Below are 17,089 nucleotides of genomic sequence, written 5' to 3' on the forward strand. Positions count from 1 at the left end.
GTGGAGCGCGCCGGGGCAAGGGGTCGTGGCGGACGCCACGTTCCTGACGGGGCGTCAACTGCGGTGCGGTGCGCGGCGGGTGGTGTCCAGGAGTGCCCGCCGGGCCGGTTCACCTGGTACGGAACACCTCGGTCCGCACCCTTGACGGGTACCGGGGCCGCCCCTAGCTTCGCTTCATCTTTCGCAGGCAGAGCGGGCGATCGACGGGACCCTGAGTCGAAGTGGTGAAGCCATGGCAGTGATCAGACGACGTACCCTCCTGTCCGCCGTGGGCGGCGCGGCCGTGGCCTCCGGCGCCGCGGTGCAGGGCGCCGCCGCGAGCGGGGCACCGGCCGCGGCGGGGCCGGCCCCGCTGGCGCCCGGCCCGCACGACGCGCGGATCCGCGCGCTCCTGAAGCGGATGACCGTCGAGGAGAAGCTGGGCCAGCTCCAGCAGCTGCCGTGGACCTGGGACACCGGGCCCGGCGGCGGCGAGACCAAGGAGATCGAGGACGCGGCGCGGGCCGGGCGGCTCGGTTCGGTGCTGAGCATCCTCGGCGCCGAGGCGACCAACGCGCTCCAGCGGATCGCGGTGGAGGAGTCCCGGCTCGGCATCCCGCTGCTCTTCGGTCTGGACGTGATCCACGGATTCTGGACAACGTTTCCCATTCCGCTCGCCCAGGCCGCCAGCTTCGACCCCGAGGTCAGCGCCCTGGACGCCGAGGTCTCCGCGCGGGAGGCCCGCTCCAACGGCGTGCACTGGACCTTCGCCCCGATGATGGACGTCACCCACGAGCCGCGCTGGGGCCGGATCGCCGAGGGCAACGGTGAAGACCCGTATCTGACGGCCGAGTTCGCCGCCGCGAAGGTACGCGGCTACCAGGGCGAGAGTCTGCGGGCGAAGGACCGGGTGGCCGCCTGCGCCAAGCACTTCGTCGGCTACGGGGGCGCCGAGGGCGGCCGGGACTACAACACCGTCGACGTCTCCGAGTCGCGGCTGCGCAACCACTACCTGCCGCCCTTCAAGGCCGCCCTGGACGCGGGCGCGGCCACCGTGATGGCCTCCTTCAACACCGTCAGCGGCATCCCCGCGCACGGGAACACCCACACCCTGACCCAGATCCTCAAGCGCGAGTGGAAGTTCGGCGGGGTCGTGGTCAGCGACTGGACCGGCGTTCAGGAACTGATCCCGCACGGCTTCGCCGAGGACGGCGCGGACGCGGCCCGGCTCACCCTGAACGCCGGGGTGGACATGGAGATGACCAGCACCCATCTGGTCGACCACGGCGCGAAGCTGCTCGCCCAGGGCGCCATCAGCCGGGCCCGGCTCGACGAGGCGGTCACCCGGATCCTGCGCCTGAAGTTCACCCTCGGCCTCTTCGAGAAGCCGTACGTGGACGAGTCCGAGGCGGTCGACGAGCCGAGCGCGAAGGCGCGGGCGGCGGCCCGGGAGACCGGCGCCCGCTCCATGGTGCTCCTCAAGAACGAGGACGGGGCGCTGCCGCTGAGCACCTCGGTGGGCTCGATCGCGGTGGTCGGCCCCTTCGCCGACTCGGCCGATCTGCTCGGCACCTGGGTCATCCCCAAGGCGCAGGAGCGCTTCCCGGCCGGGAAGATCCTGGACGCGGTGCGGAAGGCCGCCCCGAAGGCGAAGGTCACCCACGCCCGCGGCACCGACCCCGAGGGCGAGGACACCGGCGGCATCGCGGCGGCGGTCGCCGCGGCGAAGGCGGCCGAGGTCACCGTCGTGGTGGTCGGCGAGCCCGCGGCGATGAGCGGCGAGGCCGCGGCGCGCAGCGACATCACCCTGCCCGGCGCCCAGGAGAAGCTGATCGAGGCGGTGGCGGCGACCGGCCGCCCCTACGTGGTGGTCCTGGTCAACGGCCGCCCCCTGGTCCTCGGCGACTGGCTGGCGAAGGCACCCGCCGTCCTGGAGGCCTGGCACCCGGGTGTCGAGGCGGGCAACGCGGTCGCCGACGTCCTGTTCGGCAAGGTCAACCCGGGCGGCAAGCTGCCGGTCACCTTCCCGCGCTCGGCCGGGCAGATCCCCGTCTACTACAACCACGAGAACACCGGCCGCCCCTACGACCCGGAGAACAAGTACACCTCCAAGTACCTGGACCTGGCGCACGGTCCGCGCTTCCCCTTCGGCCACGGGCTCAGCTACACCCGCTTCGAGGTGGGCGCCCCGCGCCTGGGCGCCGACCGGATCTCCGCCGCGGCACTGCGTGGCGGGCGCACGGTCGAGGTCACGGTCAGCGTGCGCAACACCGGCAAGCGCGCCGGGGACGAGGTGGTGCAGCTCTATGTGCACGACCTCGCGGCGAGCCTGGCCCAACCGGTGCGCAGGCTGCGCGGGTTCCGCCGGGTCACCCTGGAGGCGGGCGAACGCACCACGGTCCGCTTCGCGCTGGGCGCCGAGGACCTCGGCTTCTGGACCAACTCCCCCGAGGGCGAGTTCCTGGTCGAGCCGGGAACTATCGACGTGTACGCGGGCGCCAGTTCGGCCACCGAGCAGAAGCGGACGCTGCGGATCACCTGAGGGCGGCGGGGCCGCACCACCCGAGGGCGGTGGATCCGCGTGACCTGAGGCGGGTCCGCCCGGCGCGATGCCGGACGGACCCGCCTCAGGGGCTCAAGGGGCAGGAGGCTCAAGGGCCAGCGGGCTCAAGGGGCCCCACGAATCGGCCCGTTCGGTCGGCGGCCTCAGCGCCCGGCCCTGACCCCCGCCTCGCCGACCGGCACCGTGGTGCGCACCCGGTGCGCCAACTGCGCCTTGCCGGCGGCGACATCGACGGTGTACGCCTCCAGGGTCAGCGCCTCGGCGCTCGCCCGCAGCAGCATGAACCCCCGGGCGGCGAAGTCCTGCCAGGCCGCCGGGTGCGTGAAGTGGGCTGTGCCGTCACCGGACTTGGCGGCCGCCCCGCAGACCACCGGCCGGGTGCCGCCGGTGCGCACGGTCGGCTCCAGGATCTGCAGGGTGTGGTCGTGCCCGGACATGATCAGGTCGGCCCGCCCGCAGACCACCTCCTCGTACAGCTCCTTGAGGTGGATCCCGCTGGTGTAGTCCCCGAAGGTGAAGCCGTCGTACGAACCGGCGCTGCCGTGCTTGCCGTTGTTCAGGTACGGGTGGTGGCTCAGCACGATCTTCCAGCGCGCCCGGGAGGCGGACAGCGCCCCGTCCAGCCAGGCCCGCTGCTCGCGCATGTACGGACCGTCCCAGTGGTAGTACGGGTCGAGCTGGATCACCGAGGAGGCCACCGGGTTGGAGTCGATCCCGAAGAACTCGACCAGCGGCGCCCCGCCTTCGGGCAGCGCGACCTGGTAGTAGCGGCTGGGCATGTACCAGCGCGGGGAGGTCCGGGCGTAGGCCACCTCGCGGTCGCCGCGGGAGGGGTCGCCGCCGCTGCCGGGGATGAGACCGGAGCAGTCGTGGTTGCCGAGGACCATCAGCCAGGGCACGTCGATACCGGTGTTGGGCGCCTCGAACTTCTCCTGGAACTCGGAGTCGTCGTCGGACTCGGGGCCGTTCTCGTAGATGTTGTCGCCGAGGCCCACGGCCAGCTGGACCCCCTCGGCGCGGCAGACCTCGCGGGCGGCGGCCGCCACCGCGTACTGCTCCTCGGCGCCGGTCCCGGCGTCCCCGGTGACCAGGACGGCGAACTCCCCGGCGCTGTTCGGGGCGGTGGGCAGCGGGAACTTCTCCACCGCCTCCCGTCCGGCGGCCGCCGCCGGGAAGCCCGTGGCACCCGGCAGCACGGTCAGCGCGGCCGCGCCCGCCACCGCCCCGCCGAGCAGCGAACGGCGCCCCACCAGGCGGGCGGTGCCGCCGGGTGCCTCCCCGGGCGCCGGTGCCTCCCCCGCCGCCGCCTTCGCGTCCAGCCACTGCCGCTCGGTCATGTCCGCGCTCGGCGGTATCAGGTCATCGCACATGGCGACTTTCTTCTCATGCCGACCGCCACGGCTGATGGCGAATCCATGAAGAGAGCGTGTACGTGGCGTGTGCCCCGGGCGTCTGGCGCCAACTACGGGTGGTCCGTGGGTACTTGGCGCGGCACCGGCGCCATTTTCTACGTATGCGTAGCCGGTGCCCTCCTGATTGTCGTGCCCATGAGCACACGACCAGAGTGCTCGTCACCCGGCCGGCCCGCGGCGAGACAACGGCCCGTGCGGCGCGCCGGAGACGAACAGGAGCACACCCCCCATGAGTGCACACCCACGCGCGCTGCGCCTCGCCCTGGGCCTCGCGGCGGTGGCCGCGGCCGCCGCGCTGCCGGCCACCGCCGAGGCGGCCGGCGCGGACAGTTCCCGCACCGCCGTCGCCGCCTACGCCCAGGGCGGGGACGCCGCCGGCGGGGACTTCTCCGAGCTGGTCCTGCGGGCGGCCCGCGCCAAGCAGGCCGAACAGCCCGGCCTGCAGACCGTGACCCTCACCTACAACGACTCGGCGGCGCCGGGCTACCAGGAGATCATCGACGCCAGCACCGAGATCTGGAACAGCTCGGTGCGCAATGTGCGGCTGGAGGAGACCGACGGCGAGGGCGACTTCCTCTACCGCGAGGGCGAGGGCCAGGGCTCGCACGCCAGCCGCGACGGCGGCTTCGTCTACCTGGACAGCAAGCAGATGGCCGACGAGGGCTTCGACCCCACCCGCGTCGTCGCCCACGAGACCGGGCACATCCTGGGCCTGCCCGACCACTACGCGGGCCCGTGCAGCGAGCTGATGTCCGGGTACGGCGGCGGCGCGGGACCGGACTGCGCCAACTCCCGGCCCGACGCGGACGAGCGCGCCGAGGTGGACCGGATCTGGGCCGGACGGTGACGCCGGCACCCCGGGGAGCGTTCCGGCGGCTGCTCCCGGGGGCGCGAACGGCCCGGCGCCCGGCGCCGGGCACGCCCTGAGCGGCTGAACGGACCGCGCCGCGGGGGCGGCCACCCACGCCCCCGCGGCCGGAGCCGCTCACGGCACAGGGCGCCGGTGCCCGGGAGACTCCTCACCCGTGCACCGGCGCCTTCGGGTTCCGGGGAGTCGCGGAACCCGGGGAACCGGGGAACCACGGAACCGGGAAACCAGGGGGCCGGAGGTTCAGGTCCGGGCGTCCGGCGCGTCCCGCTCTCCGGCGGCGCCCTGGTCCGGCGGCTCGGGCGGCAGGGCGGCGAGCCCCGCCCGGGTCTGCGCCCCGGTCTTGCGCATGGCGTGCGCGATGTGCTGCTCGACGGTGCGCGGCGACAGGTGCAGCGTCAGCGCGATCTCCCGGTTGGTCAGGCCGGAGGCGGCGAAGCGCGCGACCTCCTCCTCGCGCGGCGAGAGCCGGCCGCCGTAGCTGGGCCTGCCGCGCGGGCGGCGCTCCTCGGGCGGCTGGAGGTCGCGCAGCACCGCGCGCACCCGTGCCGCGTCCCAGAGCGCGCCGAGTCCGCTCAACTCGGCCACCGCGCGCTGGAGTTCGCCGAGGGCCCGGTCCGTCCCCGCGGCGGCGGCGAGGGTACCGGCCCGCTCCGTCGCGAGCGCCGCCAGATAAGGCCGGGGCAGCGCGGCGAAGGCGGCACCGGCACCGCGGAAGCGGCCGACCGCCTCGGCCACCTCGCCCTCCGCCTCGGCCAGCGCTCCCCGGCACCACTCCAGGGCGGCGCTCGCCGCGGGGGCGTCCCTGCCCTGAAGGCCCGCGGCGAACTCCTCGACCATCGACCGGGCCTGCTCCCGCTGCCCCGTGCCGAGCACGGCGTCCAGGGCCCAGGGCGCCGACTCGGCGGCCCACACCCAGACGCCCTTGGCGCGCAGCCGCCGCCAGGCCACGGCTGTCTCCGCGGCCGCCTCCTCGCGCTGGCCGCGGGCGAGCGCGAGCCGGATGCGCAGCGCGGAGGCCATCGCCATCACCGTCACCGGCGCGGCGTTCTCGGCAGGCGCGTGGGGCCCGTACAGGCGCCGCTCGACCTCGGCCCAGTCGCCGCGGGCCAGCGCGAGCCCGGCGAGCGCCATCCCGGGCAGCCCGCTGAGCATCGGCATCCCCTCGGACTCGTCGGCGAAGGCCCGGGCCCGCTCGGGCAGGTCCTCCCAGTGACCGGTCATCCAGTCGCGGAGCAGCTGGGCCCCGCGCCCGCTGGCGACGTTGTACGGGGTGCCGGTGCGCCGGGACAACTCGATGCCCTCGGCGAGCAGTCGGGTGGCCAGCGCGTAGTCGCCGATGCCCACCGCGTCCTCGCCCGCGTTGACCAGACCGCGGGCCGCGTGCTGGCGGCAGGCGAGCAGTCCGTGCTCGCGCGGCAGCCGGTCGAGGAGGGCGCGGGCCGCCGGGTGGCCGGTGCCGAGCAGCGCGCTGAGGCGGTTGGCGAGCACCGCGGCCCTGGCGACCTCGTCCCCGGAGCGCTCGGCCGCCTCCTCGGCGCCCTCCAGCCACCGCATGTTCTCGGCCAGCGAGAGCCCGGGCCAGTCCGGCATCGCCAGATGGGACATGGCCCGGGAAGCGAGGGCGGGGCGGTCGGCCAACTCCTCGACGGCGCGGATGAGTTCGGTGTTGCCCTCCAGCGGCTGCCCCGCCTGGTTGCTCAGCAGCATGCCGAGGTCGAGCCGGGCCTCCCCGCGTACCCCCCGGTCGAGGTCCGGGTCGTCGATGATCTGCCGGAGGACCTGCACCGCCCGATCCGAGCGGGGGCCCTCCAGGGCGTTGTGGGCGAGCAGGATCGCCAGCCGGTCGCGCAGCTGCCGGGGGACCCGGGCCACGGCGAGGGTGCGTTCGAGCAGGCTGATCGCGGCCAGATGGTCGCCGGTCCCGCCGTAGTGCCGGGCGGCGCGCTCCACGGCCCGCAGCCACAGCCGCAGCTGCCGGGCGCCGCGGCGGTGCCCGGCGACCCGCTCCCAGGGCACCGGCTGCTCGCGGCCCAGCATCTCGGCGGCGGCCCGGTGCAGCCGCTCCCGCACGGGCCCCGGCAGATGCTCCCGGACCGCCCGCGCGGCCAGCGGCACCCCGAAGCGGTAACCGTCCTGCCCGCTCTCCTCCAGGAGTCCCGCCGCCAGGGCCGCGGTGAGCGCCGCCTCGGGGTCGGGGCAGCGGGAGACCGCGGCCAGCTCGCCGGAGAGCGCGGGCACGTCGAGGACCGCGGCCGCCTCCACCACCGGACGGCAGGGCCCGGGCAGCGCGGCCAGCCGCCGCAGGGTCAGGGTGGCCAGGCGCGCCGGTACCCCGGCCTCGTCCACGTCCTCCGCGGTACGGGGCCGGGTGTCGCCGTCCGCGGGGGCGCAGAGCCCGAGCAGATCGACGAGCACCTGCGGGTTGCCGCCGGACCGCGCGTGCAGCCGTGCGGTGAAGCCGGGGCCGCACACTCCGGGCCCGAGCGCCGTCCGCGCGAGGTCCGCGGTCCGCTCCTCGTCCAGGGGCGCGAGGCGGTGCCGCAGCACGGTGAGCCGGGCGGGGTAGTCCCGCTCCCGGCCCCAGGGCAGACCGGGGACCGGCAGCTCCTCCGGCCGGTAGGCGAGCACCAGGGTGAGGTCCTCCCGTACCGGCCGGTCGAGCCACCGCCACAGGGCGTTCAGGGACTCCTCGTCCGCCAGGTGCGCGTCGTCGGCCACCAGGACGAGGGGGTGCGCGGGCGGGTCCGAGGCGAGCGCGGGGAGCGGGCTCCCGGCGGGGGGCCGGGGTGTCTCGTCGGAGCGGGTCGCTGTCCCGGTGGGGCGGGTCGCTGTCCTGACGGGGCCGGTCGCGCTCTCCTCGGTGAGGGGCGGCGTCGCCTCCGAGCGGGCCCGGTTCACCTCGGTGCGGCCCGGCTGCCCTTCACCGCGGGCCGGTTTCCCCTCACCACGAGTCGGCTTCCCCTCACCGCGTGCCGGTTCACGTGTCCGCAGGCCGGTCGGGGTGCAGTCCAGGAGGTGGTGCTCGGCCGCCGCGAACTCGCGGCATTCCAGGAGCCGGGTGATCAGGGCGCTCTTCCCGGTTCCGGCCGCGCCCTCGACGAGGAGGAGCAGGGGGCCGCGCGTCCGGGCGCGCGCGGTCCGCAGCCGCCACCAGCGCTCTCGTGCGGGGCGGGCACCGTCCGCGCCGACCTCTGTGCCCTCTGTCATCCCTCGGTCCGGTTTTTTTACGTACCCGTACATCAGTCTGCCCCGATTGAGATGCCCGTGCAGACACGGGGAGAGTGGCCGCATAAGCGGATGTTCCGGACATGGAGTCCGGAAGGCTCCCGGAGCGTCGCACGGCAGGAGGATCCCGTGACCAGTCCCGAGTCCCCGACGGGGACCCCGCCCGCGAGGGACCACCCGGAGGCGGCACCGGCCCGGGGCGGCGCACCGTTCGCGGTGTGCGCCCTGACCGCGGGCCCCGCGGCGATCCCGCGGCTGCGGCGGTTCGTACGGCACCTGGCCCGCACCTGGGGGCTCCCGGAGGACCTGGCGCACACTCTCGGGCTGGCCGCCACCGAACTCGGCACCAACGCGCTGCGGCACAGCGGCAGCCCGCAGCTGACCCTCACCCTCCGGCTCCGCGCGGGAGCCGCGGTCCTGTCCGTCGCCGACACGGGACGGTGGCTGCCCGCGCCCCGCGAGGCGCCGCCGGAGGATGCCCGGAACGCGGCCGCCCTCCCCTGCGGGGGCCGGGGGCTGGACCTGGTCCGGTCCTGTGCCACCCGGTGCGAGATCCACCGCGGGAGCACCGGGACCACGGTGACCGCCGTCTTCGCCATACCGCCTCCTGGTTCCGGCCCGGCCGCCGGTGACGCCGAGGCTCCCGAGGGGGCGTCGGACGCGGTCGCGCGCTGTGTCCGGCAAGACGACGAGGCGGCCCCGCGCGTTGCGCCCCGGCGGCGACCGGGGAGTGAGCCGGCTCACCTCGCGGGGCGTACGGACTGCGGATTCCTGCCCCGGTTGTCCACCGCGCCGGGCGCCCGCTGAGACTGCGGGGCGCACGCACTCCTCCGCGTCCCGGCGCGCACACCCCCACGCACCCGGCGCCCGGACCACCGCGCGCGCTCCACCACAGGCGAGTTCAGGCCAGCTCGGCGCCGTCCAGCCGCAGCAGCTGGTCCAGGCTGGTGGCGGGGTGGCCGGTCAGCCGGGGTACCGCGTCGCTGACCGCGGCCAGTTCACCGGCCGCGATGGCGGTGTACGTGGAGACCCAGGCGTCCAGCTGCCAGTCGGGGGCGCCGAAGGAGCGGCGCGAGGCGTAGGCCTCCTCGACGGTCTCCGGCCGGTAGGCGATCTCGCGGCCGAGGTGGTCGGAGAGCAGGGCGGCGACCTCGTCCAGGCCGAGCGCCTCGGGGCCGGTGAGGTCGTAGGTGGCCCCGAGGTGCCGGGGGGCGTCGCTCAGCACCGCCACGGCCGCCTCCGCGATGTCGTCCTGGGTGACCACGGCGGCCCGGCCGCGGCCCGCGGGGCCCCGGATGATCCCGTCCTCGCCGACCAGGCCCGGCATGAAGTCGGCGTAGAGGTTGTCCCGCAGGAAGGTGAAGCCGAGCCCGGAGGCGCGGATGTGCTGCTCGGTCGCCCAGTGGTCGCGGGCCAGGGTGAACGCCGCCTCGGGCGAGGCCCCCTGGAAGGAGACGTACACCAGATGCGCCACCCCCGCCTCGACGGCGGCGTCCACGAAGACGCGGTGCTCCCGGACCCGGTCGGCGGACTCGGAGGCCGAGACCATCAGCACCCGGTCGACCCCGCGCAGCGCCTCCCGCACCGCCTCCCGGTCGCCGAAGCTGCCGGGCACCGCGCGGGCGCCGGGCAGCTGCGGGGCACGGGCCGGGTCGCGGACCACCAGGGTCTGCGGGGTTCCGGAGGCGGCGATACGGCGGGCCACCCGCCCGCCGAGACGGCCGGTGGCGCCGGTCACCGCGAGGGTGGGGGCGGAATTCATGGGCGGGGCCTTTCGCGGGTGCCGTCGGGTGCGCTCCGAGCCTAGGGCCTGTCGTCACACTCCCCTCTGCGTTGCGACGCCTGGCACGCACTCTCGCCGCACCGGGCGTAAGGCCGAGTACATCCAGTACGAGGCCTTGCACCCGGCACTCCCCCCAGCTCTTCGAGCAGGGGGTACCCCCAGCGAGCACGCACCAGACGCCGCAACGCCGCCCTCCGGGCGACGAGGGAAGTGTGACGACAGGCCCTGGAGCCGCCGGTCCGGCCCTGCGCGTCCTCGCCCGGAAGGCGGCTCGTCGCCCGGAGGGCGGTGCGCGATCGCCAGGTCTCACGGCGGGACAGGGTGTCCGTCCTGCCGGGGCCCGGACGTCCGGCGCCGCCCCCTCGCCCAGGCGAGCAGCACCACCGAGCAGAGCGCGGCGAAGGCGCACCAGGTCGAGATGAACTCCAGTCGCCACAGCAGCCCGCACACCAGCGCCCCCGCCGAGGCCAGCGCGCCGAGCAGCACCAGGAGGCGGTCGCGGGAGAGCAGCAGCGGGCCGAGGGTGGCGAGCAGATAGCCCGCGAGCAGGAGGTGCGGGTACGGGAGCCCGATCGCGTACGCCATGGTGTGGCCCCGTACCTCCGCGCGTACGGTCCGGGTCAGGAGCACCTGGGTGAGCGCCGCCGCGGTGGCCGTGCCGAGGACGAGCAGGGGCAGCAGCCGGCGCCGGGTTCCGGGCCGGGCGGCGCAGAGCACGCCGAGCGGGACCCAGAAGGGCAGCAGGGGGAGGGCGATCACCGCCCAGGCCACGGTGGCGGGGCCGGTGCCCCCGTCCGCCCGCCAGATCGCCGCCTCGATGAGCTGGTGCGCGCCGAGGAGCAGCGGGAGCGCGGCGAGCGGCAGATCGCCGGGCCTGCGGACGGCGGCGACGGCGGCCGCCCCGACCGCGGTGACGGCGGCACCGGCCACCAGGTCGGCAGTCGCACTCCAGCACATGGCGCCTCATGCCTCCGGTCCGCGGACATCACCGTCGGATCCGAAGACTAGGGTCTGGGCTTCTCCGTCGCGCGCTTATCGAAGGCGGGGCGGACGGAGCCCTGACCGGCGGGCATCCCCCGGCTCACCGGTCGCCCCGGGAGGAGCCGGCGGATTCCTCGTCCTCGGGGCACCTCTTGTGCGAGTAGTTGGTGCAGCCGGCCGCCGAGGACGAGTCGTGGTGGTGTTCCTCGTACGGCTCGCCCGGGGTGATGCCCTGCTGGCAGCGGACGCAGATCATGCGACAGTCCTCTTCCTGCGGTGCTGGGCCGAGGAGGCGCGGCGGGCCTCGGTCCAGGTGGTCTTCAGGCCCCGGCCGGTGCAGCACAGCTCACCGCCGGGTGCCTTGCGGCAGCGGGCACAGTCGACGAGGTGTGCCAGGAAGAGGTCGTAGGCGTCCTGCACGATCATGCCGCCCCGCCTCCCCGGCCGCGCCCCGCCGGTTCACCGGACCGGGACCGTGCGGGGCCGAGGCGGGCGTGCCCGCGGGTTCCCGTCCCCGGCTCGGGTGGCGGGTTCCCCTGCCCGGCCACCGCTGCCTCGTCGCACGACCGTGCTCTCGCACGCGGTGCCACCGTGTTCATCGGGACTCCCTCGAAAACGTCCGCGCGGGTGGGGGTGGGCGGCGCGCACGTGATCGGATTCGTTTCTGGAACTGCCCCCGGGGAGAAGCTGGTCGTGGTCTCTGCCGCCGTCCGCCGGTCAGGCCCGGCGGACGGCACCGCCGTGGTGCTCGCGCGTCACGGCTTGATGCCCACCCCCGCCCACAGGCTGATCTGGGTGTCCGTGGGGGTGTCGGGCCCGTCGACCTGGGTGGGCCGCCAGCGGTGGCAGATGGTGAGACCGGGTTCGAGCAGGTCGAGCCCCTCGAAGAAGCGGGCCACCTCCGCCTTCGTACGGAACCGCACCGGAGTGCCCGCGCCGTTGTAGACGGAGGCGAGCTTCTCCCAGGTGGGCGGGTCGAATTCGGGTGTGGCGTGGCTGAGCGCGAGGGCGCTGCCCGAGGGCAGGGCCCCCATCAGCCGGCCGACGATGCCGTACGGGTCGGCGTCGTCGGTGACGAAGTGCAGCAGCGCGTTCAGCGACAGGGCGATCGGCTGGGAGAGGTCGAGGACCTCGCCCAGCTCGGGCGCGTTCAGCAGCGAGTCGGGGTCGTGGAAGTCGGCCTCGATATAGGCGGTGCGGCCCTGCTGTGAGCTGCGCATCAGGCGCTCGGCGTACTTCAGGACCAGCGGGTCGTTGTCCGCGTAGACCACCCGGGCCTCGGGGACCACCGACTGCGCGACCTGGTGCACATTCGGTTCGGTGGGTATCCCGGTACCGATGTCGAGCCACTGGCGGATGCCGTGCTCCTGGGCCAGCGCCCGGGTGGCACGGTGCATGAAGGCGCGGTTCTCCCGGGCGCAGGCGAAGACGTTCGGATTGGCCTCGGCGGCCGACTCGGCGGCCTGCTTGTCGATCGCGAAGTGGTCCTTGCCGCCCAGGTAATAGTCGTACATACGCGCGGAGTGCGGCCTGGTGGTGTCGAGATCCCGGCCGAGGTGGGTGCTGCTCATCCTGTCCCTTCCAGAAGATGTACTGCGGTGTGCCGGGTGGCCCGGGGTCTGAGGTGACCCGTCGCCTTTCCCTCTCTGGCGTTGCTGGTGGTCCGCTGTCCGCCGGATCCGGCCGTGAGGTGATCGGCCAGGCCCTGCTTGACGCCCTGGACGAAGGCGCCGATCTCCTCGGGCGTGTAGATCAGCGCGGGCCCGGCCGGGTCGGTCGACTGGCGTACCGCTATCCGTCCGTCGGCGAGCAGCTTGGTCTCCACGCACTGGCCGCCGTTGGGACCGCTCCACGGCCGCTCCCAGCCGTGTTCGCCGAGGTCCGTGGCGGGCATGCCGTTGTAGACGCTGCCGTCGGCGATGCTCATGAGTACTCCTTGCGCATGCGGTTCAGGAGCGCCTTGCTCTCCTGGGAGGAGGTCAGCAGGGACATCCTGTTGTGCGCTTCGAGATGAGCGACGACGTCCTCACGCTGGTCCATGTACATGGAGGCCGAGAGGACCTCGCTGTAGACGATGTCCGGCAGCTCCGGCTCTTCGAACCGGAAGTAGGTGAAGGGGGCGCAGGCCCCGACATGGGCGCCGACGGTGAAGGGCAGGATGTCGATGCTGACGTGCGGCAGCTCCGAGACCTCCAGGAGGCGGTCGATCTGCTCGCGCATCACCTCGGGGCCGCCGACGACCCGGTGCAGTACGGCTTCCTCCATGACCACCCAGACGGTCGGCGCCTGCTCCCGTTCGAGGAGTCCCTGGCGCCGCAGCCGCAGGTCGACCCGGCGCTCCAGCTCCTCCTCGGGGCCGTGCGAGAGGCCGCCGCTCAGGACGGCGCGGGCGTAGGCGCGGGTCTGGAGGAGCCCGGTGACGTAGTGCGGCTCGTAGGTGCGCAGGGTGGTGGCGCCGGTCTCCAGGCTGACGTAGGCGGTGAACCAGGTGGGCACCACATCGCGGTAGACGTGCCACCAGCCGGGCTTGTTGGCCTGTTCGGCCAGGTCGACGAACTCCTCGATCTCCTGCCGCCCGGCGCCGTAGGTCTCCAGGAGCTTCTCGACGTAGAGGGGCTTGAGGGCGACCTCGGCCTTCTCCAGGCGGCGGATGGTCAGCGACGTCACCCGCAGGGCCTTGGCGGCGTCGTCCAGGGAGGCTCCCGCGGCCTGGCGCATGTCCTGCAGCCTGCGGCCGAGGATCATGCGCAGCACCGTCGGCGCACTGGTGCCGGCGCCGGATCGAGCTTCGCTCACGCTCCGCCTACCTCCTGAGGGTCAGTCAACATTCCGAGTGTGACAGCGACTTGATGATCTCGCTAGCCCGAGAGCGTCCTTCTGAAAATATCAGGGTTCCGGTTGCAGCATGAACTGACCTACGAGCATGATGACGTCTGTGAGCGAGCCCCTCCGATCGGACCGTCGGCCGTCAACTCGCGGCTACGGCTGGGGAGTTGCACATTCGGCGTCGAGGCAGCAGGTCGAGCCCGGCCCTGCGTCCGCCTTCCGTGCCGGGCGCCCGCTCAGGTCCGTCCTCCGCACCGCGTCCGCCCTCCCTGGAAAGCGATCAACGTGACCCCCCACATGGTCTCTTCGCCCCGCCCGTTAGCGCTCCCCTACCCGCCCCGGGAGCACTGGTTCGGCCTCTCCTCACTCCGTACGAACATGCGCGTCGCGCGGGACACCGTGCGCGGAAGGCTGCGCGCCTGGCAGTTGCCCGGGGAGGTGTGCGCGGACGCGGTGCTGCTCGTCTCCGAACTGGCGACCAACGCCGTCGTCCACTCCGGGAGCAGCCGGGTGCTGTGCGGGCTCTCGCTGACCTCGGGGACCCGGCTGCGGATCGAGGTGCACGACGAGGGGCAGATGGCGGTCTGCCCGCCCGGCGCGCAGGCGGGCCCGGAGGACGAGGGCGGCCGGGGCCTGCTGATCGTGCAGCAACTGGCGGACTCCTGGGGGGCGGCCCGCTCGACCCGTACCGGGGGCAAGGCGGTCTGGGCGGTCCTGCGGTTCGATCTCTGAGCCTGCGTCAAGTCCCCGTCCGGGCAAGGCCGGACGGGGACTCGGGCTCTACTCCGGGTCGAGGTCCCGGGCGCTCAGCGCGAGGTCGTTGCGGACAGTGAAGAAGGGCTTGACGCGGGTGGTGCCCCGGACGGGGTGCGGGTGCAGCCGGACCGGGAACACATCGGTCCTCTTGCGGTCGACGCCGTCGCCGGTGATGCGCCCGAGCGGGATGGGCCCGGCGTCCGCGGCCGTCTCCAGGGCGAGGTCCCAGACATCGTGCGCGACCGCCCGGCGCGCGAGCGCGGCGCGGTACGGGAGCACGCACCGGAAGACGTCCTCGCCGAGCGGCTCGACCGGCACCGTGAAGTCGTACTCCGCTCCGGCGCGGGAGGCCGCCCGCACCCGGGCCCCGTCGAGCGGGACCTCCGCGAGGGTGAGCAGATGCGCGGTCAGCCGCGCGGCGTCCTCGCCGACCCGCAGCCGCCCGACCTCGGCGTGCGCGGGGCGGCGCCAGGTGCGCAGCGCCAGATAGCCGTCCTCGGTGGTGTACGGGATCCAGGCCGAGACGCCCTGCGCGTCCAGGACCGGCGGCCGTCCGAGGAGCCGGGCCTGCTCGGTGAGCCCGGAGACCAGCCGGACCCGCCGGCCCGTGCCGTGCTCCGCGAGGTAGCAGTCCCAGCGGCCCTCGGCGAGCAGGTGCTCGCCCTGCTTCAGGGTGACCCCGACCTGGCGCGGCTCGAAGGCGCCCGGCGGACGCAACGGGGTCCGGATCTCCCGGTGTTCGGGATCCCGGCGCAGCCTGGCGACGAAGTCGAACTCCCCGGGCGGCAGATCCGGCGCCTCGAACCGCACCTGGACCCCGCCCTCGGAGGTCGCGCGGGCGAAGGCGAGCGGGGGCACCGGCGCGGGGTGGTCCTCGGGCGCCGCGGCGGCCCGGCGCGGTCCGGTCCGCGCCGCCGGGGGACGCAGCGCCGCGCGCACCCGGCCGAGCAGACCCGGTCCTCCGGCGCCGCCGCGGGCGGTGCGCAGCGCGGCGAAGAGGTCCTCGTAGGCGCGGGCGCAGGCCTCGGGGGCGTAGGCGGCGGCCCTGGCGCGGGCGGCGTCGCCGAGGCGGCGGCGCCGGGGTTCGTCGGACATCAGGGAGCCGAGGGCGCGGGCGTAGGCGGCGGTGATCTCCTGCTCCGTGCCGTCGAGGGGGACCAGGAGTCCGTCCCTGCCGTGGCCGATGATCTCGCTGGGCCCGTGCGGGCAGTCGGTGGCGACCACCGGCACCCCGCAGTGCATCGCCTCGACGATGGTCATCCCGAAGGACTCCATGTCCGAGCAGACCGCGGCGACCGAGCCCTTGGCCCACTCGGTCTCGATCGGGGCGACGGCGCCGCGCAGGGACACCCGGTCGTACAGGCCCGAGCGGTCGATCTGCTCGCGCAGCCGGGCGCGTTCGGGGCCCCGGCCGTACAGCCTGAGGGTCCACTCCGGGTGGTCCTCGGCCAGCATCCCGAAGGCCCTGATCAGCCGGTCGTAGCGCTTGACGTGGACCAGGCGCCCGGCCGCGACGACCACCTGGGAGTCGAGGCTCGCGGGCTCGGTGCCGGGGGCGGGTACGCCGTTGGGCACGCAGCGGATCTCGGTGGCCGCGCCGGGCAGGGCCGCGCGGTACTGGGCGGCGTCGGCCTCGGAGACCGTGACGAAGGCGTCGAGGGCGCGGATCGCGGCGTTCTGGTCGCGCTGGAGCCGGTCGCCGTGCGCGTCCAGGGAGAGGTGCTCCTGGCCGATGCGCAGGGCGCGGCGGCGGCCGTGGCGGGCGAGGTAGCCGTTGAGGATCGGGCGGGTCGCGATCACCACGTCGGCGTCGGTGCGCTGGAGGAAGGCCGCGATCCGCCGGTCGTGCCGGGCGGTGTAGCGCAGGGTGCCGAAGTCCACGCCCGCGTCGGGGAACATGGTGTTGCCCGGCTCCGGCGGCGGGTCCGCGTCCGGCGCGCCCTCGCGCACGTCGAGCAGCGAGGTGAGCCGCACCCGCGGGTCGAGCGGCAGCCGCGGGGTGTCGGCGACCTGGTGCACGCTGACGACCTCGACCTGGTGGCGGGCGGCCAGCGCCCCGGAGAGGTTCGCCGTCGAGCGGATGGTGCCGCCGATCCCGAAGGCGTTGTGGATCAAGAACACGATCTTCACTGCTCACGCCCCCGGGCGCCCAGGCCGCGCTCCCGCCCGCGGGCGGTTCGCGGACCACCGTTCCCCGCGCGCGCTGCGCGGGGCTGCCCGGCCGCGCCCTCACCGTGCGCCGACCGGCCGGGACATTAAGTCACGTAATGTCGGATTCAGTCAAAGAAGGACCGTCTTGTTCGTGTCGCTCTCAACTGGGCTGTGGCGAGCGGGCGTTGACGGCCCCCGGCCGGGGCCGCTGCCGTCCGGAGAGCCCGCCCCGGTCCGGCGGGTACGCGGCCGGGCGCGGGCTCCGGTCGGGACTCAGCCCATCGGCCGGGCCTCGCCCGGGCCCGGGCGGTCCGTCTTCTCGCTCTGCTCCTGCAGGTGGCGCGCCTTGTTCTCCAGGCGCTCGCGCGCCTCGGGGTCGCTGCTGCGCTCGGCGGCCTCCCGCAACTCCTGGGCCTTCTGCCGCATCTGCGCGGCGCGTGCGCCCGGTTCGTCCGCAACGCTCATGATCACTCCTGTGGTGAGATGCCGTCGGCGTATCGCCTGATGAGGTCCGTGCACCGTGGTGCCGGCCTTGTCAGGGA

General features: G+C 74.5%; 14 protein-coding genes and 1 pseudogene. 4 read left to right on the plus strand and 11 right to left on the minus strand.

Features of this window, described 5'->3' with window-relative positions; translation table 11 throughout:
• The first annotated feature begins 232 nt into the window (after window positions 1-232).
• A complete protein-coding gene (locus HFV08_RS28535) occupies window positions 233-2,521 on the plus strand; it encodes a glycoside hydrolase family 3 N-terminal domain-containing protein (protein WP_168543343.1) in 2,289 nt (762 codons plus the stop codon).
• Between the two features lie 164 nt (window positions 2,522-2,685).
• Here HFV08_RS28535 and HFV08_RS28540 read toward each other — a convergent pair whose 3' ends face one another.
• On the minus strand, window positions 2,686-3,912 hold the full coding sequence (locus HFV08_RS28540) for a metallophosphoesterase (RefSeq protein WP_168543344.1): 1,227 nt from the start codon (window positions 3,910-3,912) through the stop codon (window positions 2,686-2,688).
• Between the two features lie 271 nt (window positions 3,913-4,183).
• Between HFV08_RS28540 and HFV08_RS28545 the strand changes: the two genes are divergently transcribed.
• Complete coding sequence (locus tag HFV08_RS28545; RefSeq protein ID WP_168543345.1) at window positions 4,184-4,801, plus strand: snapalysin family zinc-dependent metalloprotease; 618 nt, start codon at window positions 4,184-4,186, stop codon at window positions 4,799-4,801.
• Between the two features lie 264 nt (window positions 4,802-5,065).
• Here the strand turns inward: HFV08_RS28545 and HFV08_RS28550 are convergent, their stop codons facing one another.
• The gene (locus HFV08_RS28550; protein WP_168543346.1) at window positions 5,066-8,032 is read right to left on the minus strand and encodes a LuxR C-terminal-related transcriptional regulator; all 2,967 of its coding nucleotides are present in this window, start codon (window positions 8,030-8,032) and stop codon (window positions 5,066-5,068) included.
• A gap of 147 nt (window positions 8,033-8,179) precedes the next feature.
• On the opposite strand from HFV08_RS28550, the gene HFV08_RS28555 reads away from it, so the two are divergent.
• Window positions 8,180-8,857, plus strand: a complete 678-nt coding sequence (locus HFV08_RS28555; RefSeq protein ID WP_168543347.1) for an ATP-binding protein — start codon at window positions 8,180-8,182, stop codon at window positions 8,855-8,857.
• 94 nt (window positions 8,858-8,951) lie between these two features.
• Here HFV08_RS28555 and HFV08_RS28560 read toward each other — a convergent pair whose 3' ends face one another.
• The 7 genes and pseudogenes from HFV08_RS28560 to HFV08_RS28590 all read right to left on the minus strand — a co-directional run bounded on the left by HFV08_RS28560 (window position 8,952) and on the right by HFV08_RS28590 (window position 13,610).
• Window positions 8,952-9,812: an SDR family oxidoreductase gene (locus tag HFV08_RS28560; protein ID WP_168543348.1), complete on the minus strand. Its 861-nt coding sequence runs from the start codon at window positions 9,810-9,812 to the stop codon at window positions 8,952-8,954.
• 327 nt (window positions 9,813-10,139) lie between these two features.
• Window positions 10,140-10,790: a DUF6629 family protein gene (locus HFV08_RS28565; protein ID WP_168543349.1), complete on the minus strand. Its 651-nt coding sequence runs from the start codon at window positions 10,788-10,790 to the stop codon at window positions 10,140-10,142.
• Window positions 10,791-10,914: 124 nt separating this feature from the next.
• On the minus strand, window positions 10,915-11,070 hold the full coding sequence (locus HFV08_RS28570; protein WP_168543350.1) for a hypothetical protein: 156 nt from the start codon (window positions 11,068-11,070) through the stop codon (window positions 10,915-10,917).
• Window positions 11,067-11,240 carry a hypothetical protein gene (locus HFV08_RS28575; RefSeq protein WP_159392984.1) on the minus strand — a complete coding sequence of 58 codons (174 nt, stop codon included), beginning with the start codon at window positions 11,238-11,240 and terminating at the stop codon, window positions 11,067-11,069. The genes HFV08_RS28570 and HFV08_RS28575 overlap by 4 nt, the downstream gene beginning before the upstream one ends.
• 329 nt (window positions 11,241-11,569) lie before the next feature.
• Window positions 11,570-12,385, minus strand: coding sequence for an SAM-dependent methyltransferase (locus HFV08_RS28580; RefSeq protein WP_168543351.1), 816 nt, complete (start codon window positions 12,383-12,385; stop codon window positions 11,570-11,572).
• 107 nt (window positions 12,386-12,492) lie between these two features.
• A pseudogene (locus HFV08_RS28585) lies at window positions 12,493-12,741 on the minus strand (DUF397 domain-containing protein); the annotation flags it as partial.
• Window positions 12,738-13,610, minus strand: a complete 873-nt coding sequence (locus HFV08_RS28590) for a Sco1979 family transcriptional regulator (RefSeq protein WP_168543352.1) — start codon at window positions 13,608-13,610, stop codon at window positions 12,738-12,740. The pseudogene HFV08_RS28585 and the gene HFV08_RS28590, both read right to left, overlap by 4 nt.
• 327 nt (window positions 13,611-13,937) lie before the next feature.
• On the opposite strand from HFV08_RS28590, the gene HFV08_RS28595 reads away from it, so the two are divergent.
• Window positions 13,938-14,372 (plus strand): ATP-binding protein, encoded by a 435-nt coding sequence (locus HFV08_RS28595; protein ID WP_078844726.1) that lies wholly within the window; start codon window positions 13,938-13,940, stop codon window positions 14,370-14,372.
• Window positions 14,373-14,420: 48 nt separating this feature from the next.
• On the opposite strand, the gene HFV08_RS28600 is transcribed toward HFV08_RS28595, so the two are convergent.
• Both HFV08_RS28600 and HFV08_RS28605 read right to left on the minus strand, forming a co-directional pair.
• Window positions 14,421-16,526 carry a glycosyltransferase gene (locus HFV08_RS28600; RefSeq protein ID WP_168543353.1) on the minus strand — a complete coding sequence of 702 codons (2,106 nt, stop codon included), beginning with the start codon at window positions 16,524-16,526 and terminating at the stop codon, window positions 14,421-14,423.
• A gap of 294 nt (window positions 16,527-16,820) precedes the next feature.
• Window positions 16,821-17,012 (minus strand): DUF6381 family protein, encoded by a 192-nt coding sequence (locus HFV08_RS28605; RefSeq protein WP_040246760.1) that lies wholly within the window; start codon window positions 17,010-17,012, stop codon window positions 16,821-16,823.
• Window positions 17,013-17,089 lie beyond the last annotated feature (77 nt).

This window comes from Streptomyces physcomitrii (assembly GCF_012273655.1).
GTDB classification, from domain to species: Bacteria; Actinomycetota; Actinomycetes; order Streptomycetales; family Streptomycetaceae; genus Streptomyces; species Streptomyces physcomitrii.